The organism is Methylocaldum sp. RMAD-M (assembly GCF_017832375.1).
Lineage (GTDB): Bacteria > Pseudomonadota > Gammaproteobacteria > Methylococcales > Methylococcaceae > Methylocaldum.
Genome location: NZ_JAFIBZ010000020.1, coordinates 1 through 16,242, shown reverse-complemented (window position 1 = coordinate 16,242; position 16,242 = coordinate 1). Strand labels below are relative to the sequence as shown.

Sequence of the window (16,242 nt, the reverse complement as noted above, 5' to 3'; positions counted from 1 at the left end):
ACATGGCATTTCTCAACGGTTGCGAGGCGGTTGCGCGCGGCGCATGGGAAGCGGGTGCCGCGTTCGTGGGTTCGTATCCCGGCTCGCCGGTCACCGGGGTCGTGGAAGGTCTCCTGCGCTTTCCCGAAATCAAGACCCAATGGATGGCCAACGAGAAGGTCGCCCTGGAGGCGGCCATCGGCGCCGCCCATGCCGGGCAGCGCGCCTTGGCGGTGATGAAGCACGTGGGCTTGAACGTGGCGGCCGATCCGTTCTTCAACGTCGCCTACACCGGCACCCGCGGCGGACTGGTCATCGTCGTCGGCGACGATCCGGGCGCCAAGGCCTCGCAGAACGAGCAGGACACCAGGCAGCTTGCCCAGGCGGCGCACGTCCCCGTGCTCGAACCTTCCGATATCGACGAGGCGCTGATCTTTCCGCGACTCGCTTTCGAAATCAGCGAGCAGTTCGACGTCCCCGTCGTGGTGAGGGTTACGACCCCGATCTGCTACGGCACATCCAGAACGGTGATGGGAGCGAGACGCCAAGTTCTCCCGAATCTGGGCTTCGCCGCCCCGATAGAGAAGTACCTGTTGCTGCCGGCATTCGTCCCGGCCCGGCACAAGGATCTGGTGCGGAGAATCGACCGCTTGGCCAACGGACACTGGAGCCGGTGGTTCATGCAAACCCTGATGCCGGCCGAACGCCTGGAAAAATATCCCTACGGCATCGTGGTGACGGGCTTTCCCTATCATGCCGTCCGCGAACTGTTCGAGGGACGGGCGCCGATTTTGAAGGCCGGCATGAGCTACCCCTTGAATGAAGAAGCGATCCTGGAGTTCGCCGCCCGCTGCGACCGCATTCTAGTGGTCGAGGAATCGAGCCGCTTCCTGGAACAGCGCATCCGCGCCCTGGGCGTCAACGTCGCCGCGCGTCCCCATTTCGACGGGGTCGGCGAATTTTCCCTTAAACATCTCGAGAGTCCGGACATCCCGGAGATCGCGGAACGTCTGCAGGAACGGATCGGCCACAAGCGAAAAGTCATCCCGATCCGGCACCAGGTTACGACGCCGGAAAGCCACTCCGGACTTCCGCTGCCGCCCCGCCCCCCCGGTTTTTGCGCCGGCTGCTCTCATCGCGGGATCTTTTATACGCTGGGCAAGCGCGATCTTTATGTGGTCGGCGACATCGGCTGCTACACCTTGGGTGCGCTGGAACCCCATGGAGCGCTGCATGCGAATCTGTGCATGGGGGCAAGCCTCGGCATCCTGCAGGGCTACCTTGCCGCCATGGGTCCGGAGGCGGCGCGCTCCTGCATCGCCGTGATCGGGGATTCGACCTTCTTTCATTCCGGCATCCCGTCGCTACTGACCGCCGTGACGGCGAAGATACCGGGAACCATCCTGATACTGGACAATGCCGGAACGGCCATGACCGGCTTCCAGCTCACCAACCGGCCGCTCAAGCGTGACGATTGGGAGCGCCTGTTACACGCACTGGGCGTGCCCGAATTCGCCGTCGTCGATGCCTTGGACGTGGATCAGCTGGAATCCACCCTGGATGCCTTCCTGGCGTCCGACCGCCTGTCCGTCATGGTGGTCAAAGGCGACTGCGTGCAGGGATTGCCGCGGAAAGGGCCGACCAATTACCGGTACACGATCAAAACCGATCTTTGCACCCAGTGCGGGGAATGCCTGAAGGTCGATTGCCCGGCCATTGTGCCGTCCTGGGACCGACAAACCGCTCGGCTGGACTCAGTGGCCATTTCGACCGAATGCATCGGCTGCGGATTGTGTTCGCAGTCGTGTCCCGAGCACGCCATCATCCCGAGAACCCTGTCCTTCAAGTCTTCCGTTCTGACGCGGATGATCGCGCCGGTGCCGTGGCATCGGGTGATCAGAAGGCTCCGCGCGATTCCGCCGATTCGAAAGCTGTTGAACGCGTTCGAAAAAGAGACCCATTGACTGTCTTCTAACACTCTTAACCCCAAACGAGGAAAAAAGCCATGCAAAACGAGCAAATCAAGACCGAACTGAAAAACATCTTCGCTGACCGCCTGAACATGGATATCGCCGCGATCAATGCGGGCGACGATGACGGATTGTTCGATCCGGAAGGATGGAACATCGACTCCATCGACGTGATCGACATCGTGCTCGGCGTGGAACAGACCTTCGGCGTGAAGCTGAAACAGGACGAGGAGGTGCAAGCCCACTTCCGTACCCTCAACACTCTGGCCGACCACATCGGTCAGCTGATCGCGGCAAAAGCCTGAGCTCGCCACAAGCTACCGGTTAAGTCCGCAGGGGAGTATCCATGAAACGCATCGCTATCACGGGCATAGGGATAGTCAGCCCGATCGGCAATAACGCCAGCCAGTTCGAAGCCTCGCTCCGGCTCGGCCGCTCGGGGGTGAAGGAGAACCGCTGGCACGACACCGAGGGCTTCGCCTCGAATCAGCTCGGCAAGATCGAGGGATTCGAGGTCCCGGCGGGTATCGGAAGCCGCGCGAGAAAGCACTATTCGTCGGTCGATCTGTATGCCCTGGCCGCCGCCCAGGAAGCCGTGGATTCGGCGCGCCTCCCGGCCAATTCGGTAGTTCGCGCCGGAACGGGCGTGGTTCTCGGGAGCGGCGGCGCGGTCGCCGATACGGAAGCCTACGTGAGCCGCGCCATTCGGCATGAACCGAGGCGCCCGTCCCGGTTGCTCACCACCAATCCGGACAACGCCGGCAATGTGGTGGCCGCCTATTTCGGTTTCCAGGGGCCGCGCAGCAGCATCATGACGGCCTGCTCGTCCGGCGCCACCGCCTTGGGCTACGCCGCCGATTTCATCCGCGAGGGCTATGCCGACGTGATGCTCGCCGGCGGAGTCGAGGCGGCCTCCTACGTGACCCTGTCCGGTTTCAACGCGCTCGGCGCCTTGAGTCCGACGCTGAGTCGGCCGTTCGATCTGAACCGGGACGGTATCGTCCTCGGCGAGGCGGCGGCAGTACTGGTATTGGAGGACATGGATTACGCCCTGCGGCGCAAGGCGCCGATCCTTGCCGAGTTCGTTTCCTACGGCCTGACCTCGGACGCCAACCACATCACCGCCCCCCATCCCGAAGGGGACGGCATGGCCCGCGCCATGGACATGGCGCTCCGGAAAGGGGGCATACAGCCGGAACAGATACGCTACATCAATGCCCACGGCACCGGCACGCAGCTCAACGACAAGTCGGAAACCGCCGCGGTCAAGCGCGTCTTCGGCGAAAAACCCGACGGGCTTTGCATGAGTACGATCAAGCCGATGATCGGCCACACGCTGTCGGCGGCCGGCGCCATCGAAGCCGCCGCGACGGTGCTGAGCCTGCAAGGCCAGTTCGCCCCGCCGACGCTCAACTACCAGACGCCGGACCCCGAATGCGATCTCGACTACGTGCCGAATCGGGCCCGCAATCACGCGATGGAATACGCCATGTCGAATTCCCTGGCCTTCGGCGGCAATAACACCTCTTTGATTTTCAGACGCTATGAAGGGTGAAATCATGGGATTCGAAGACAAGGTCGCGCTGGTGACCGGCGCCTCGCGCGGCATCGGCCGCGCCATCGCCAAAGCGCTCGCGGAGGCGGGCTGCAAAGTGGCCGTGAATTACGCCAGCAACCGCGACAAGGCGGAAGAACTCTGCCGGGAAATCCACGAGGCCGGCGGAACCGCCCGCGCCTATCCGGCGAACGTGGCGACGGCCGCCGAGGTGGAGTCCATGGTCGAGGCGGTGACCGGCGATCTCGGACCGATCGAGGTCCTGGTCAACAATGCCGGCATACTGCGCGACAGTTTTCTCGCCATGATGTCGGAGGCGGCCTTCGACGACGTGGTCGACACCAATCTGAAAGGCACCTTTCTGGTGTCCCGCGCCGTCGTCAAGGACATGATGCGGCGGCGCTTCGGGCGTATCGTCAACGTGGTGTCGATCAGCGGCCTGATCGGAACGCCGGCGCAGGCCAACTATGCCGCCTCCAAGGGTGGCGTCATCGCCATGACCCGCTCGCTCTCCAAGGAACTGGCCCGCTACGGCATCAGCGTCAATGCGCTGGCGCCCGGATTCGTGGACACCGACATGCTGGCCGGCATGAATCCGAAACAGCTCGAGCCGCTGATCAAGTCGGTTCCCATGGGCCGCGCCGGAACCCCGGAGGAAGTCGCCCGTGTCGCTTGCTTTCTGGCGTCGCCCGAAAACAGCTACATGACCGGTCAGGTGATCGTCGTGGACGGAGGTCTCAGTGTCTGAGAAAGCGCGAGTCTACCGCTTGAACCGCCCCACCCGGTTGACGCTTCGCGCCAGTGCGACCCTGGTCGTCGACGGGCCGCGGCGCTTCCTGGTGGACGACGGCGACTTCGCCACGGCGGCGGAACTCGACGCGGTCTTGCGCGGCGTGGTCGGCTTCGGTCTGGACGGCATCACCGACGCCTATTTCACGCACCTGCATTTCGACCATTACAAAGCGTCGGCCCCCGAGTGCCGGAGATGGCGGATTCATGTCCCCCGACAGGAATATCGATTCGTGTGCGAATTGATGCGCTACCGGGAAGACCGCGCAGCTTACAAGGCCTTCCTCAAGGAGAGCCATGAGCTCATCGCGCCGGTGTTTCTGCGCGAATTCCTGCGTCTCGCCACGGATTCGCGCTACGACTTCGAATCGTCCGACCGTGCATGCGAATTTCATCTCTGCGACCCCGGCGAGCAGCTCTCGCCGCACGTCGCCACGGTGGACCTGGCCGGTCATTGCCCCGGCCAGATGGGCCTCTGGGTGGACACCGAACAGGGCGCCTGCATGATCGCCGGCGATGCGGTGCTGTCCTTGGACGACTTTCTCGCCACGGGCATCGACCATCATCTGATCGTCCACGATCGGGAACGGCTCCTGGCCTCCCGCCGCCGTGTCGCCGAGGCCGACTTCGTCGTGCCCGGCCACGGCGAATGGTTCGATCCCCGGCGCGGCAACCTCACACCTTTTTAACGGAGTTATTCGTCATGACTGATCAGATCGTCATTACCGGCATCGGTATCGTGAGTCCCTTGGGCTCCGACGTCGATACAGCCGTCCGGGCTACGGCCGAGCGGAAGACCGGACTCGCGGAGACCGACCGCTTCGGGCCCGAACGCCGCCTCGGCGCCGTTCAGGGATTCGATGTCGCCGATTACCTGAACCCGAAGAAGGCGCGGCGGATGGACCCGATCAATTGCTACACCATCGCGGCCGGCAGCCAGGCACTGGCTAACGCGGAGCTGCCGTCGGACCTGCGCCGGGACTGCGGCCTCCTGGTGGGAACCGGTTTTTCCGGCCTCAACAGCGTCGTGGAGCATCAGAAGAAGTTCCTGCGCGACGGCATCAAGACCCTGAGCCCCGCCCATTTCCCGACCACGGTGTACAACGCCAGCGCCGGCCTCGCCGCGATCGAGCTCGGCGTGGCCGGTCCCAACTCCACCGTCACCGGCGTCGACGTCAGCGGCGAATACGCGCTCCTGTACGCGTCCATGATGCTCCGCCAGGGACTCGCCGAACGCATCCTGGTGGTGGGCGCCGACGAGCTCAGCCCGGCGCTGGTGGAAGCCTTCCACGATTTGGGCTTGGCCGGCGACAAGGATTCCTACCCGTTCGCCCGCCGCCGTTCCGGCTTCGCCCTGGGCGAGGGCGCGGCAGCCCTGCTGTTGGAGACCGAACGAGCCGCGCTGGAGCGCGGGGCGAAGATTCTCGGAACCATCGAAGGCATCGGCCTGCGATCGTCGGCCAAGGACGCGTTCCGCCACGATTCCGATGGGGCCGTCGCGGCGATCGATCAGGCGCTGACTCGAGCCGGGTGCGAACTCGCCGATATGGACTGGGTATCCAGCCCCGCCAACGGCGGCAAAAACCTGGATCGCTCGGACGCGGAGGTCTGGCGGCAGGCGCTCGGCGACTCCTCGGCGAGAGTTTCGGCGATCAAGGCTTATACCGGCGAATTCGCCGCCTCCGGCGTCCTGCGCCTGGCTTTGGGCATCGCTTGCGCCCAGCGCGGAGTCGTCCCGGCGATGAACGAGGGCGTGGACTACGACGAAGGCATTGCCTCCCTTCTCAATTACAGCACGGCACGGGAGCGGGTATCCCGCTTCCTGCACCACGGATCGGGCGTCGGCGGCAGCCACGTCTCCGTGGTCGTCGGCTGCGACTGCGCGGCATAGGACCCAGAGCCATGCGACTCGAACGTTCCGACATCGAATCCCTCCTGCCTCACCGTCACCCCATCCTGATGCCGAACTACATCGACATCGAGACACCGGGCGCGGCCGGGACCGGTCACGTCACCTTGGCCGAGGACCGGATCCTATGGAACGACTGGACCGGGCGCGATCTCGCCGACGAACTGGTGCTGGAAAGCGCCGCGCAGATCATGGGCGTGGTGCTCGCCACCGGCGCGGATCGCCCTGAATCGCGCGACGACGCCCGCCATTTACTCCTCGGATTCGAGCAAGTGGAGTTCAATGCACCCGCCGATCCGGAACGGGACATCCGTATCGAAGTCCGCATCGAAGCCCGCTTCGGCGGGCTGTGCCGGGGCGGCTTCCGGGCACTTCAGGGCGACGCCGTCGTCGCCGCCGGCAGGCTCACGGTCACGGGAGCTTGAGCCATGACTACGAAATCCTATGTCGTCTCCGGCGAACAACCGGTATTCACGGGCCACTTTCCCGGCAATCCCATACTGCCGGGCGTGTTGCTGCTCGCCTTCGCCCGCAAGGCTCTGACCGAGACCTACGGCCGTCCTTGCCGCATACGGCGCATCGTGCGGCAAAAGTTTCTCGCACCGGTGCTGCCGTCCCAGACCGTTCAGGTGGAATGCGTGCCTACCGGAAGCGATCGCCTGCCGTCTGAAATCGGCTGCCGCTTCGTCAATCAGGACGGCGTCCTGGTCGCCAAAGCGGACCTTGTGGTCGAGTTTTCGTCATGAACCGTCGTTCCGCATTGAAAGCACTGGCCGTCCTCGGGGGACTCGGATTGGGTGCCGGGGCGACCTTCCGCGTCGACGCCAAAGGCCGGCCGAACCTCGTCAGGCTTCCGAACGCCTTCGACGAAGTCGACCACTTCGGGGTCACGCATCAGGTTCGGGACGGCGTTTCCTTCAAGGTCCCCGAGCCTTCGCTGCGCAAGGATATCGTCATCGTGGGCGGCGGCATTTCGGGGCTGACCGCACTGTATCGGCTCGGCGAGTACGATTGCCTGCTGGTCGAAAAGGAGGACGCGCTCGGCGGCAACTCGCGGCGCCGGCAAAGCCGCGGCATCCATTATCCCTTGGGGGCGCTGGTCAGCCAGGGCCCGGTGTCCCCCTTCATCGATTTCCTCCGGGAATTGGACGTGCCGTTCGAGCCCGTTCTGGGTCCCAGACTGGCCTATCATGTCCGCGGCCGCCTGGTCGAAGACCCCTTGGCGGAAGAAGGCTGGCGCCATCTCCCCTTCTCGAAGCGGGAGCGCGAGGGGTTCCGCCGCGTGCGCGACGATCTGGCGGCGCTGCGCCACCCCATTGACGGCATATTCTTTCCGCGCGCCGACAATCGGGCGGACATCCGCCAGCTCGACCGGATCACGCTGAGCCGGTATCTCGCGGACAAAGGCTACCCGGAAGCCGTAAGCCATTTCCTGACACTGATGCTGAGCTCCCGTCTCGGGGAAACCGGCGAGGATGTCTCCGCCTGGATCGCCCTCTACCTGCTTTCGAATCTCCCGGCGCCCGCCTATACCCTGCCCGGCGGACACGGCGCCATCTCCGATATTCTGCGCGAGCGCTGCGAAGCGATCCGCCCGAACGCCTTGATGACCGGATTCACCGCGATCCGGGTCGAGAACCGTCCGGACGGCAAGGTTTGGGTAACAGGATGCACGGACGACGGTTCGCTGCAAACCATCGAGGCCCGTTGCGCCGTGATGGCCGTCCCCAAGGTGTTCGCAAAGCACGCCGTGGTGGGTTTGCACGAGGAGCGGCCGGACGTCTACGACCGGTTTCGCTACAACGCTTACCTGGTCGCCCAGGTGGAACTGTCGAGACGGGTCGCCCCCGCCTTCGAGACCGCGAGCGCCTCGAGGTTCAGCCGTTTCATCGTCGCCGCCGACTGGCTTCGCAGCAATCGCGATCCGAAAGGATCGAGCCATTTGACCGTGTACGTCCCGTATCCCGGCAGCGCGGGCCGCATCGAACTGTTCGGCGGCTCGGCCAAGCAGCTCGCGGCGCGCATCGTCGGCGATCTCAATGCCATCCTGCCCCGAAGCCGCGGCGCCATCGAGACGGTTCGGCTCCACCGCTGGGGACACCCGATGGTCGGGTGTACGCCCGGCATGGACGAAGTCCTGAATGCCGCCAAGCAGCCGTTCGGCAACGTCGTCTTCGCGCACAGCGACTCGTTCGGCATCGCGGGACTTTATTCCGCGGTATGGACAGGCATGGAGGCCAGCAGCGATGCCCGAATCGTCTTGGAAGAAATCTAGCCGGTTCTATCGCCGTATCCCGTTCAACCATCCAGAAGAGAGTGAACCATGATGTCAGTGAAACGACTGCTTTCCGTACTTGTGCTCGCATCCATCAGCGCCCACGGCTTCGCGGCCGACGTAATCTACCTCAAGGGCGCCGAGGCCAAAGACGCGCTGGCGAAATATGAAACCGCCCTGCGCCAAAACCCGGACGATTTCGAGGCATTGAAATCCGCAGGCATCATCCTGCATCAGATCAGCCGCACCGCACCCGACAAGCAGCGGGTCGAGACTGCGGAGCAGTATCTGAAGAAGGCTCAGAAGCTGCACCCGGAGGATCAGGAGGTGGCCGGCTGGCTGGGCAGCGTGATCACCATGAAGGCCCTGTTCGAAACCGATCCGGGCAAGCAGACCTTTTTCGTCAAATCCGGTACGCGCCTGCTCGACAAGGCCGTGCAGAAGGATCCCGACAATCTGGTTGTACGCCTGACCCGCGCCTACAACAGCATGGAGCTGCCGGTCTTCCTGAAGCGAACCTCGTTCGCCGTGGTCGACTTCAAACATTATCTCGCGCTGTGCGAATCACGGGAGTGCCCGGCGGAGCACCTGGCGGACGCCCGCGGCAAGCTCGCCGAAGCGGAGAAAATCCTCGCCGAAAACCGCTAAAGCTTACGCATCGGAAGGACATCGACTCATCATGCCGAATACAGACACCAACCGAGCGACGGGCGGCTCCGTCACCGGACCGCGCCCGGCATCGCTCGCCGAGCGCCGCGTGCTGATCGCCGGCGCCAGCGGCGCCATAGGTGCGGCGATCGCCGCAGCCGTCGCCGACGCGGGCGCACGGGTCTGCCTGCATTACCATCGGAGCAGCGGCCCCGCCGAGCGCTTGGCCGAGCGCATCAACGCGGAGCGGGGACAATCCTGCGCCTTTCCGGCGCAGGCCGACCTGACCGACCGCGAAGCGGCGGAAAACCTGTTCGATCGCGCGTTCGATCGGCTGGGCAGCGTGGACGTCCTGATCAATTGCATCGGCACGGCGCGCGACGATTCGATCATGATGCTGACCGAACGCGATGCGGACCTCATGCTGCGGGGCAACCTGGCGCCGGTCGTCTACCTGTGCGAGGCAATGCGGCGCAGATGCGCCGCCGGAGATTACGGCCGCATCATCAACATCACCTCGATCACCGGCCTGGTGGGACAACCCATGCGTTCGCTGTACGGGGCGGCGAAAGGCGCGGTCATCGCCTACACCAAGGGACTGGCGCGGGAAATCGCCGGCCGCGGCTGGACCGCCAACTGCATCGCGCCGCAGGTCCTCGACGGCGGCATCGCCGATGTCATGAAACCCCAGGTGCGCGCCGCGATCATGGGCAGCACGCCGATCAAGCGCAGCTGCACCCCTAATGATCTGGTCGGTGCCGCCCTGTTCCTTGCCTCGGCCGAAGCCGGCTTCATCACCGGAACGGTCTTGAACGTCACGGGGGGGCTGGTCACATGGTAAGCCATCCCCGTATCTGGCTCCTGGGGCGCGAAACCTACGCCGGCGCACTCGCCGACATGCTGGCCGCGCAAGGCGCCACGGTCCACCACTCCGAGGAATCGGACGCGACGAATGCCGAATCGGCTACGGAACGTCTGGAACGATCGGCCGAAGCGGCTCACGCGGCGCTCGGCGGAATCGATGCGCTGGTCTTTCTCGACCGCATGCGCCAAGCCTCGGCCGAGCCCGATCCCGATCGCGTGTTGACGGAAGCGATAACTGCGAGCCAGCGGCTGTTCCTCGCGGTACGCGCGCTCGCGCCGAGAATGGCCAAAGACGGCGTCGAAGGCAACGTGATCGTGATCTGCGACGACGCCGCCAGCAGCGGGCGCGAAGGCTTCCTGGCCGGGTCCGCCGCGGGCGGCGCGCTGATCGGCATGAGCAAATGCCTGGCCAAGGAACTCGGCCGCTACCGGATCGCCGTCAACGTCATTTGCCATGGCTTCATCGAGGGCATCGACACCGGCGCCCGGCTCACGGCCCACGAACAAATGTTGTTCAAGGTCATGGGGCTTGCCAGACAGGGCAGTCCGGGCCATCTCGCCGCCAATATCCTGCATCTCGCTCGCGGCGGCCATTGGATGACCGGGCAAGTGCTGCGGGTGGATGACGGTTTGATCATCTAGACACGGGAATGCCGCGAGTTTCAAAGACCACGAGCGAATCACACGAGAACGAAAAACCTATGGGCTTCATTCAAATAAGCGAATTGCACAAGACCTACTGGCTCGGCGAGAGCCAGGTGCATGCGCTCCGCGGCGTTTCCCTCGCCGTGAACGAAGGCGAGCGCTTGTTCCTGGGCGGCCCCTCGGGCAGCGGAAAATCGACGCTGCTCCACATCATCGGCTGTCTCGACCGCTTCGATCAGGGACGTATCGTCGTCGCGGGACGCGATGTCGCCTCCGCCGACGATCGGGCGCTAGCCGACTTCCGCGCGCGCTACATCGGCTTCGTTTTTCAGAATTTCAATCTGCTGCCGGTGCTGACGGTATTCGAGAACGTGGAATATCCCTTGCTCCTAAACGGCGAGAAAAGCGCCAAGAAACGCCGCAGCCGGGTCGAAGGCATGCTCGAGGCCGTGGGGCTGCTCGGACACGCCAAGCACTATCCGAACGAGCTCTCCGGCGGGCAGCGGCAGCGGGTCGCCATCGCCCGCGCGCTGGTCCATCATCCGCGCCTTCTCATCGCGGACGAGCCGACGGCCAATCTGGATTCCACTACCGGCGAAGCGATCATACAGCTCATGCTGGACCTCTCTCGCGAGCAGGGCTCGACGGTGATCATCTGCACCCATAACCGGGAACTTCTGGAAAATGCCGAACGCTGCATCCTGCTGCGGGACGGCAAGATCGAGAACGACGCGACGGCGGGAACTCAGGGGAGGACGGCGGCATGTTTCTGATCAAGGTTGCCTGGCGCAACATTCTCCGCCACAAGCGTCGTTCGCTGTTCGCCCTACTGACGATTCTCTCGGGCGTCACCGGCATCATCCTGTTCGGCGGTTTCGTTGAGGCTAATTATATCGGCCTTCGGGAATCCGTGATTCGCAGCCAGTACGGGCATCTCCAAATCCACCGCGCGGGCTACGAAGCGAACCATAGGCAAGACCCCGACCGCTACCGCATGCCGCTGGAGCAGGCCGAACGGGTCAAGGAGCTCCTGGAGAGCAACTCCCACGTACAAATGACTTCGCGCAGGCTCGAATTTACCGCGCTCCTGGGTAACGAAAAGAATAGCCAGGCGGCCATCGTGCGCGGCGTCGACCCGGAGACGGAAACGCTGATCAACTCCGCGCTGACGATCATAGACGGCACCGATCTGGATGAGGAGGAACCCGAGGGCGTATTGCTCGGGGAAGGTCTGGCTCAGGCGCTCAACGTCAAGGTCGGCGACCAGCTCTCGCTGCTCGCGTCCACCGTCAACGGAGTGATGAATGCGGTCGACGTGACGGTCCAGGGCATCTTCCAAAGCTTCGCCAAGGAATACGACGATGCCGCCATGATGATGACGCTCCCGCACGCGCAGCAACTTCTCAATACCCAGTCGGTCGACACCGTCGTGGCGCTATTGGACGAGACCATGGCCTTGGACGCGGTGGTGGCGGACGTGGCCGACCGCAGCCGGGCGCAAGACCTCGGCATCGAATGGATCGAATGGCATAAGCTGGCCACCTTCTACCAGAAGGTGGTCGATCTATACGACGGCTTTTTCCTGTTCATCAATCTGGTGATTTATGTGGTCGTGGTGTTCGGCGTGGCCAACACCATGATCGTCACGGTCATGGAGCGCACCGCCGAAATCGGCACGCTGCGCGCCATGGGCACCCATCGCGGCGGCATCGTCCGGCAGTTCCTGACCGAAGGCCTGATGCTGGCCGTCCTCGGCGCCGTACTGGGCGTCCTCGCGGGTATCGCCCTGACCTATTCGCTGAATGCCCTCGAGATCATGATGCCGCCGCCTCCCGGATCATCCAAGGGCTATCCGCTCCGCATCGCGTACGTTCCCTGGATCTGGGCCGGTTCGGTCGGCGCGGTCGCCCTGATCGCCCTGTTCGCCACCCTGGTGCCGGCCATGCAGGCGGCTCGGAAATCCATCGTCGATGCTCTGAGATACGTTTGATCACTACCCATTCGTGAGGAAACACCCATGAAATCCGTTTTATTCTTCGTGACCGGCGCTCTGCTGCTGGCCTTGTCCGCTTCCGTGGCGGCCGAAGACATGCCGACGGGCGAAACTCCGTCGGCGGTCGAATTGCTTCGGAAAGCCGACGAATACCGCAATTTCAAAGGCAAGTCGTTTGCTTTCGAACTCAAGCTTCGCAGCATCGAGCCCGACGAGGCCGAAAAGACCTTTCTGCTCAAGGCCGAGATCCTGAATGCCCACACCTCGCTGATCATCTACGCCGATCCGGTCAGCGAGCGGGGCAAGGCGCTCCTGATGGATCAGAGCAACCTCTGGTTCCACTCGCCCTTGAGCAGCAAGCCGATTCGCATCACGCCACAGCAGCGGCTGCTGGGTGAAGCCTCCAACGGCGACGTCGCCAGTACCGATTTTTCCGGCGACTACGATCCGACCTACCTGAAGCAAGAGACCGTGGACGGCATTCCCTGCCATGTCCTCGAACTGAAGGCCAAGCCCGACAGTCTCGCGACCTACGACAAACTGCACCTCTGGATACAGGAGAAGAACTTCATGCCCTACCAGGCGGAGTTTTTCGCGGCTACCGGAAAGCTGCTCAAAACGGCGCGCTATACGCGCTATGAGAAGCTTCCCGACTTGGGCGGCAAGGAGCAATTGGTCACCATCGAGATCCAGAACCCCTTGAGCGCGGGCAAGAAGACCATCATGGAATATTCGCAGTTCAAGGTCACCGAACTCCCGGTTTCCCGGTTCACCGTGTCGGCGCTCAGCAGGCTGAGATGAAATCGACCCGCCACGGCGCAATCGCTCTCATGCTGACGGCAGCCTCCTTCAGCCCCTCGGCCCCGGCCTTCGACCTGGGCGGTGTGGGCGTTCGCGGACAGGCCGAGGCCGCGTGGCAGTATGCGCCGCCCCGCGACGACACGCCTTTCAACCCGGACGGGCGGATTCTGGATTTCCCGGCGCACACGGGCATCCTGGGGCTGCGCCTGTCGCCCATTTACGGCTCTGGCCCCTTCACGCTACGGGGCGATTTCTGGGGACAGGAACGGATACGCAGCACGGATGGGGATGCGGACTTCTACACGCAGGCGGCGGCGCTCGACTGGAACGTTTCCGACAACGTGGTGCTCAGCGGGGGCGTCGACATTTTCAAGTGGGGGCCCGGCTACATCTGGAACCCCAGCAATCCGTTCCAGGACCAGGAGCTGAATTTCGAAGACCGGGTTTTCTCGTACAAGCGGAACGGCGAGGTCTACGCCAGCCTCGACTGGACCGGGGAGGACGGCTGGGGCGCCAGCGCCTACACGCTCAACCATAAGTCTCGGGAAAAAGTCTACGGACCGGATAACCGCTACGAGTGGGCCTACGCCCTGCGCCTGCGCAAGCAGTTCACCAGCAGCGACGCGGCGCTCACCTATGCCCGTATCGGAGACATGAATTTCGTGGGCGGATCTTATTCGGCCGCGATCGGCGACAAGCTCGAACTGCACGGCGAATTCAGCGTGCGCGACCGCCGCCGGACGGCGCTGCCGCGACGCATCGACCTGCCCGGCGGAACCGAGAGTTTTTATGTATTCGACCGCGACGACCGACGCGAATGGCGCCCGCAATTCCTTCTGGGCGGACAGTACACGACCGAAAGCCTGGTCAACGTTATCGTGGAATATCTGTACAACGGCGAAGGCTATAGCGAAGGGGAGTTCGACCGGTTGGAAGACGCCGCCGGATCGAGCACGCCGCTGCTCGACTCCCCCCTGGGGCCTGCGGCCGGCGGATTCCTGGGCACGGCGAACACGCTGCTCGGCCGCATGCAGCGCCACTATCTGTTCGCCCGCATCTCCGACAGCCATTTGATCGGCGACCTGGACGCCCGCGCCTTCCTCCGTTACGGAATCGAGGATCAGGGCGTATTGGTCGGCGGATTATTGCGTTACCCGATACTCGACCGGGCGGCCATTCTCATGGGCGGCCAATACTACGGCGGCGCATCCGGATCGGAAACCCAAGATATTCCCTTCGGCTTCGTCGTCTATTCCGGGTTCGCCCTTTACCTTTGATTTCGATAACTACCTGAAGGTGTTCACGATGAAAAAAAAGACAGTGCTTGCCGTGGCGGCGGCCGCCTTCATCGGCGGCTGCGGAAAGGAATTTCCGGAGACGCCGTGGTCCTCGGCGGACATCGAGCTGCGCCAGGCGATCGAGCATCAGATCGACTACGACAGTCGACTGGAACTGGCGCGCCTGGACTTCATGCACAATCGGATCGACGAGGCCGACGCGCTGCTCCGAGAACTCGTCAAGGAGAATCCGGACGATATGACGGCGAAAGCCTGGTTCGCAGCGAACGAGTGCAAGATCGCCGGCCGAACCGCGCCATGGCTGCTCGGCATGGAAAAGCTGTACCTGGTCTGGGATTGTCTGAAGGACCTCGACGAAGCCGCCCAAAAGGCGCCTGACGACTTCACGGTGCTGCTCGTGCAGATGAATACGGACGCCGAGGTCGACATGTACGGTTCCATGCAACGTGCCCTCGATACCCGGGCACGCCTGGAAAAACAGATCGAGACGAGACCGGATGCCTACCCGCCGTCGGCCCGATCCGCCTTTTTCGAGACGGCGGCCCGCATCGAAGCCCTGCGGAACAACCCGCAAGCCGCGACGGACTACTGGCAGCGGATCGTCGCGCTGAACGCAGACCCCGACGGCGTCGAGCGGGCGAAACGGGAAATCGCGGCATTAGCCCAGACGCCGCCGAACCATTAGAGCATTTTCCGATTGGGTGTCAGAGCGCCCGACAGGTAGGTCGGCAATCCCTTGCCGACAAAACCCTTTGCCGAGCCGATAAGTCGGCAAGGGATTGCCGACCTACGTTCTTCCCTCCCGACACGAAGCCGTACACCGGGATGAAAAACGCTCTAAGTACATTCCATACACTTTTGCGGAATCTCGACAAATTAGTTCGATTGGCGGATTTCTCCTGCAGTGGTGCGTATGCCGCAAGACTTCCCTGAATGTACTTAGGCTTCCACGCGGTCGCGCCGCCCTTTTTACCAAAACCTTTGGGGCGCCCTCGTCACCAAAACGACCAATTTTTGGCGACGAGTGATCGCCTGCGGCACGTCTGCCTTTCCCATCGCAATCGTGTCTTTAGTGGGCATTTTTCACTAAGGAAGCTCTGATTAAGTCCTTCGACAGGCTCAGGACAGGCTTGTCGAACGCTCTCCTGAGCCTGTCGAAGGGCATGAACGGAATCCACTTGTTCAGAGCTTACCTAACGCCTGGCAGAGTGGATTGGGCAATCGCCGCGCTTCAATATGTAGGCGAAAATAAGCGGTGGGTCGGCAATCCCTTGCCGATCCACCGCCATGTCTCCCGCCGGGTCATGTCAGGAAAGATTTCCCCGTCCAGCCGGCTTCACTTGAGGGGGTTTGGCGTGTAAGCCTAGTCCTACAAGGTTTTCCGTATTTCACCGACTTGACCGTCATGCTCTTTGGGCGTTGAGTAATGGTCAAATGTTGTGTACGGGGGTGGGCTCAGGCGGCGACTTTCTCGACGTCTTCCTGAACTCCATCCTTGAACACGACTCCCTCGATG

At 63.1% G+C, this 16,242-nt stretch carries 17 protein-coding genes; all 17 read left to right on the top strand.

Annotated elements, in window-relative coordinates; translation table 11 throughout:
• The first annotated feature begins 2 nt into the window (after nt 1-2).
• Genes JOD69_RS16985 through JOD69_RS16905 form a run of 17 tightly spaced genes read left to right on the top strand, consistent with a single transcriptional unit; the run spans nt 3 to nt 15,411 of the window.
• A complete protein-coding gene (locus JOD69_RS16985; RefSeq protein WP_166642544.1) occupies nt 3-1,943 on the top strand; it encodes a thiamine pyrophosphate-dependent enzyme in 1,941 nt (646 codons plus the stop codon).
• 41 nt (nt 1,944-1,984) lie between these two features.
• Nucleotides 1,985-2,254: an acyl carrier protein gene (locus JOD69_RS16980; RefSeq protein ID WP_077730637.1), complete on the top strand. Its 270-nt coding sequence runs from the start codon at nt 1,985-1,987 to the stop codon at nt 2,252-2,254.
• A 41-nt stretch (nt 2,255-2,295) separates the two neighbouring features.
• Nucleotides 2,296-3,504: a beta-ketoacyl-[acyl-carrier-protein] synthase family protein gene (locus JOD69_RS16975; protein ID WP_086133521.1), complete on the top strand. Its 1,209-nt coding sequence runs from the start codon at nt 2,296-2,298 to the stop codon at nt 3,502-3,504.
• A gap of 4 nt (nt 3,505-3,508) precedes the next feature.
• On the top strand, nt 3,509-4,252 hold the full coding sequence (gene fabG / locus JOD69_RS16970; protein ID WP_077730716.1) for a 3-oxoacyl-[acyl-carrier-protein] reductase: 744 nt from the start codon (nt 3,509-3,511) through the stop codon (nt 4,250-4,252).
• Nucleotides 4,245-4,982 carry an MBL fold metallo-hydrolase gene (locus JOD69_RS16965; RefSeq protein WP_139841024.1) on the top strand — a complete coding sequence of 246 codons (738 nt, stop codon included), beginning with the start codon at nt 4,245-4,247 and terminating at the stop codon, nt 4,980-4,982. The genes fabG and JOD69_RS16965 overlap by 8 nt, the downstream gene beginning before the upstream one ends.
• Nucleotides 4,983-4,996: 14 nt before the next feature.
• A complete protein-coding gene (locus tag JOD69_RS16960; protein WP_168183756.1) occupies nt 4,997-6,184 on the top strand; it encodes a beta-ketoacyl synthase N-terminal-like domain-containing protein in 1,188 nt (395 codons plus the stop codon).
• 11 nt (nt 6,185-6,195) lie between these two features.
• Nucleotides 6,196-6,627 (top strand): hypothetical protein, encoded by a 432-nt coding sequence (locus JOD69_RS16955; protein WP_086133518.1) that lies wholly within the window; start codon nt 6,196-6,198, stop codon nt 6,625-6,627.
• Between the two features lie 3 nt (nt 6,628-6,630).
• The gene (locus tag JOD69_RS16950; protein WP_077730642.1) at nt 6,631-6,948 is read left to right on the top strand and encodes a MaoC/PaaZ C-terminal domain-containing protein; all 318 of its coding nucleotides are present in this window, start codon (nt 6,631-6,633) and stop codon (nt 6,946-6,948) included.
• Nucleotides 6,945-8,477 carry an FAD-dependent oxidoreductase gene (locus JOD69_RS16945; protein WP_086133517.1) on the top strand — a complete coding sequence of 511 codons (1,533 nt, stop codon included), beginning with the start codon at nt 6,945-6,947 and terminating at the stop codon, nt 8,475-8,477. Before JOD69_RS16950 ends, JOD69_RS16945 begins: the two co-directional genes overlap by 4 nt.
• 48 nt (nt 8,478-8,525) lie before the next feature.
• Nucleotides 8,526-9,125, top strand: a complete 600-nt coding sequence (locus JOD69_RS16940; RefSeq protein WP_086133516.1) for a hypothetical protein — start codon at nt 8,526-8,528, stop codon at nt 9,123-9,125.
• Nucleotides 9,126-9,156: 31 nt separating this feature from the next.
• Nucleotides 9,157-9,966: an SDR family oxidoreductase gene (locus JOD69_RS16935; RefSeq protein WP_086133515.1), complete on the top strand. Its 810-nt coding sequence runs from the start codon at nt 9,157-9,159 to the stop codon at nt 9,964-9,966.
• Nucleotides 9,960-10,631, top strand: coding sequence for an SDR family oxidoreductase (locus JOD69_RS16930; protein ID WP_086133514.1), 672 nt, complete (start codon nt 9,960-9,962; stop codon nt 10,629-10,631). Before JOD69_RS16935 ends, JOD69_RS16930 begins: the two co-directional genes overlap by 7 nt.
• A gap of 59 nt (nt 10,632-10,690) precedes the next feature.
• The gene (locus tag JOD69_RS16925; RefSeq protein ID WP_086133513.1) at nt 10,691-11,407 is read left to right on the top strand and encodes an ABC transporter ATP-binding protein; all 717 of its coding nucleotides are present in this window, start codon (nt 10,691-10,693) and stop codon (nt 11,405-11,407) included.
• Nucleotides 11,398-12,624 (top strand): FtsX-like permease family protein, encoded by a 1,227-nt coding sequence (locus JOD69_RS16920; protein ID WP_086133512.1) that lies wholly within the window; start codon nt 11,398-11,400, stop codon nt 12,622-12,624. Before JOD69_RS16925 ends, JOD69_RS16920 begins: the two co-directional genes overlap by 10 nt.
• Before the next feature lie 27 nt (nt 12,625-12,651).
• Nucleotides 12,652-13,428 carry an outer membrane lipoprotein-sorting protein gene (locus tag JOD69_RS16915; protein ID WP_077730649.1) on the top strand — a complete coding sequence of 259 codons (777 nt, stop codon included), beginning with the start codon at nt 12,652-12,654 and terminating at the stop codon, nt 13,426-13,428.
• Nucleotides 13,425-14,705 (top strand): hypothetical protein, encoded by a 1,281-nt coding sequence (locus JOD69_RS16910; RefSeq protein ID WP_077730650.1) that lies wholly within the window; start codon nt 13,425-13,427, stop codon nt 14,703-14,705. Before JOD69_RS16915 ends, JOD69_RS16910 begins: the two co-directional genes overlap by 4 nt.
• Nucleotides 14,706-14,733: 28 nt before the next feature.
• Entirely contained in the window at nt 14,734-15,411 is a 678-nt protein-coding gene (locus JOD69_RS16905; protein ID WP_086133511.1) for a hypothetical protein, read from the top strand.
• Nucleotides 15,412-16,242 lie beyond the last annotated feature (831 nt).

Bases quoted from the DNA above. Each gene is read 5' to 3' on its own strand.
- JOD69_RS16955 (WP_086133518.1), top strand. From the start codon at position 6,196: ATGCGACTCGAACGTTCCGACATCGAATCCCTCCTGCCTCACCGTCAC.
- JOD69_RS16960 (WP_168183756.1), top strand. From the start codon at position 4,997: ATGACTGATCAGATCGTCATTACCGGCATCGGTATCGTGAGTCCCTTG.
- JOD69_RS16975 (WP_086133521.1), top strand. From the start codon at position 2,296: ATGAAACGCATCGCTATCACGGGCATAGGGATAGTCAGCCCGATCGGC.
- JOD69_RS16945 (WP_086133517.1), top strand. From the start codon at position 6,945: ATGAACCGTCGTTCCGCATTGAAAGCACTGGCCGTCCTCGGGGGACTC.
- JOD69_RS16915 (WP_077730649.1), top strand. From the start codon at position 12,652: ATGAAATCCGTTTTATTCTTCGTGACCGGCGCTCTGCTGCTGGCCTTG.
- JOD69_RS16950 (WP_077730642.1), top strand. From the start codon at position 6,631: ATGACTACGAAATCCTATGTCGTCTCCGGCGAACAACCGGTATTCACG.
- JOD69_RS16910 (WP_077730650.1), top strand. From the start codon at position 13,425: ATGAAATCGACCCGCCACGGCGCAATCGCTCTCATGCTGACGGCAGCC.
- JOD69_RS16935 (WP_086133515.1), top strand. From the start codon at position 9,157: ATGCCGAATACAGACACCAACCGAGCGACGGGCGGCTCCGTCACCGGA.
- JOD69_RS16905 (WP_086133511.1), top strand. From the start codon at position 14,734: ATGAAAAAAAAGACAGTGCTTGCCGTGGCGGCGGCCGCCTTCATCGGC.
- JOD69_RS16920 (WP_086133512.1), top strand. From the start codon at position 11,398: ATGTTTCTGATCAAGGTTGCCTGGCGCAACATTCTCCGCCACAAGCGT.
- JOD69_RS16940 (WP_086133516.1), top strand. From the start codon at position 8,526: ATGATGTCAGTGAAACGACTGCTTTCCGTACTTGTGCTCGCATCCATC.
- JOD69_RS16930 (WP_086133514.1), top strand. From the start codon at position 9,960: ATGGTAAGCCATCCCCGTATCTGGCTCCTGGGGCGCGAAACCTACGCC.
- JOD69_RS16980 (WP_077730637.1), top strand. From the start codon at position 1,985: ATGCAAAACGAGCAAATCAAGACCGAACTGAAAAACATCTTCGCTGAC.
- JOD69_RS16985 (WP_166642544.1), top strand. From the start codon at position 3: ATGGCATTTCTCAACGGTTGCGAGGCGGTTGCGCGCGGCGCATGGGAA.
- fabG (WP_077730716.1), top strand. From the start codon at position 3,509: ATGGGATTCGAAGACAAGGTCGCGCTGGTGACCGGCGCCTCGCGCGGC.
- JOD69_RS16925 (WP_086133513.1), top strand. From the start codon at position 10,691: ATGGGCTTCATTCAAATAAGCGAATTGCACAAGACCTACTGGCTCGGC.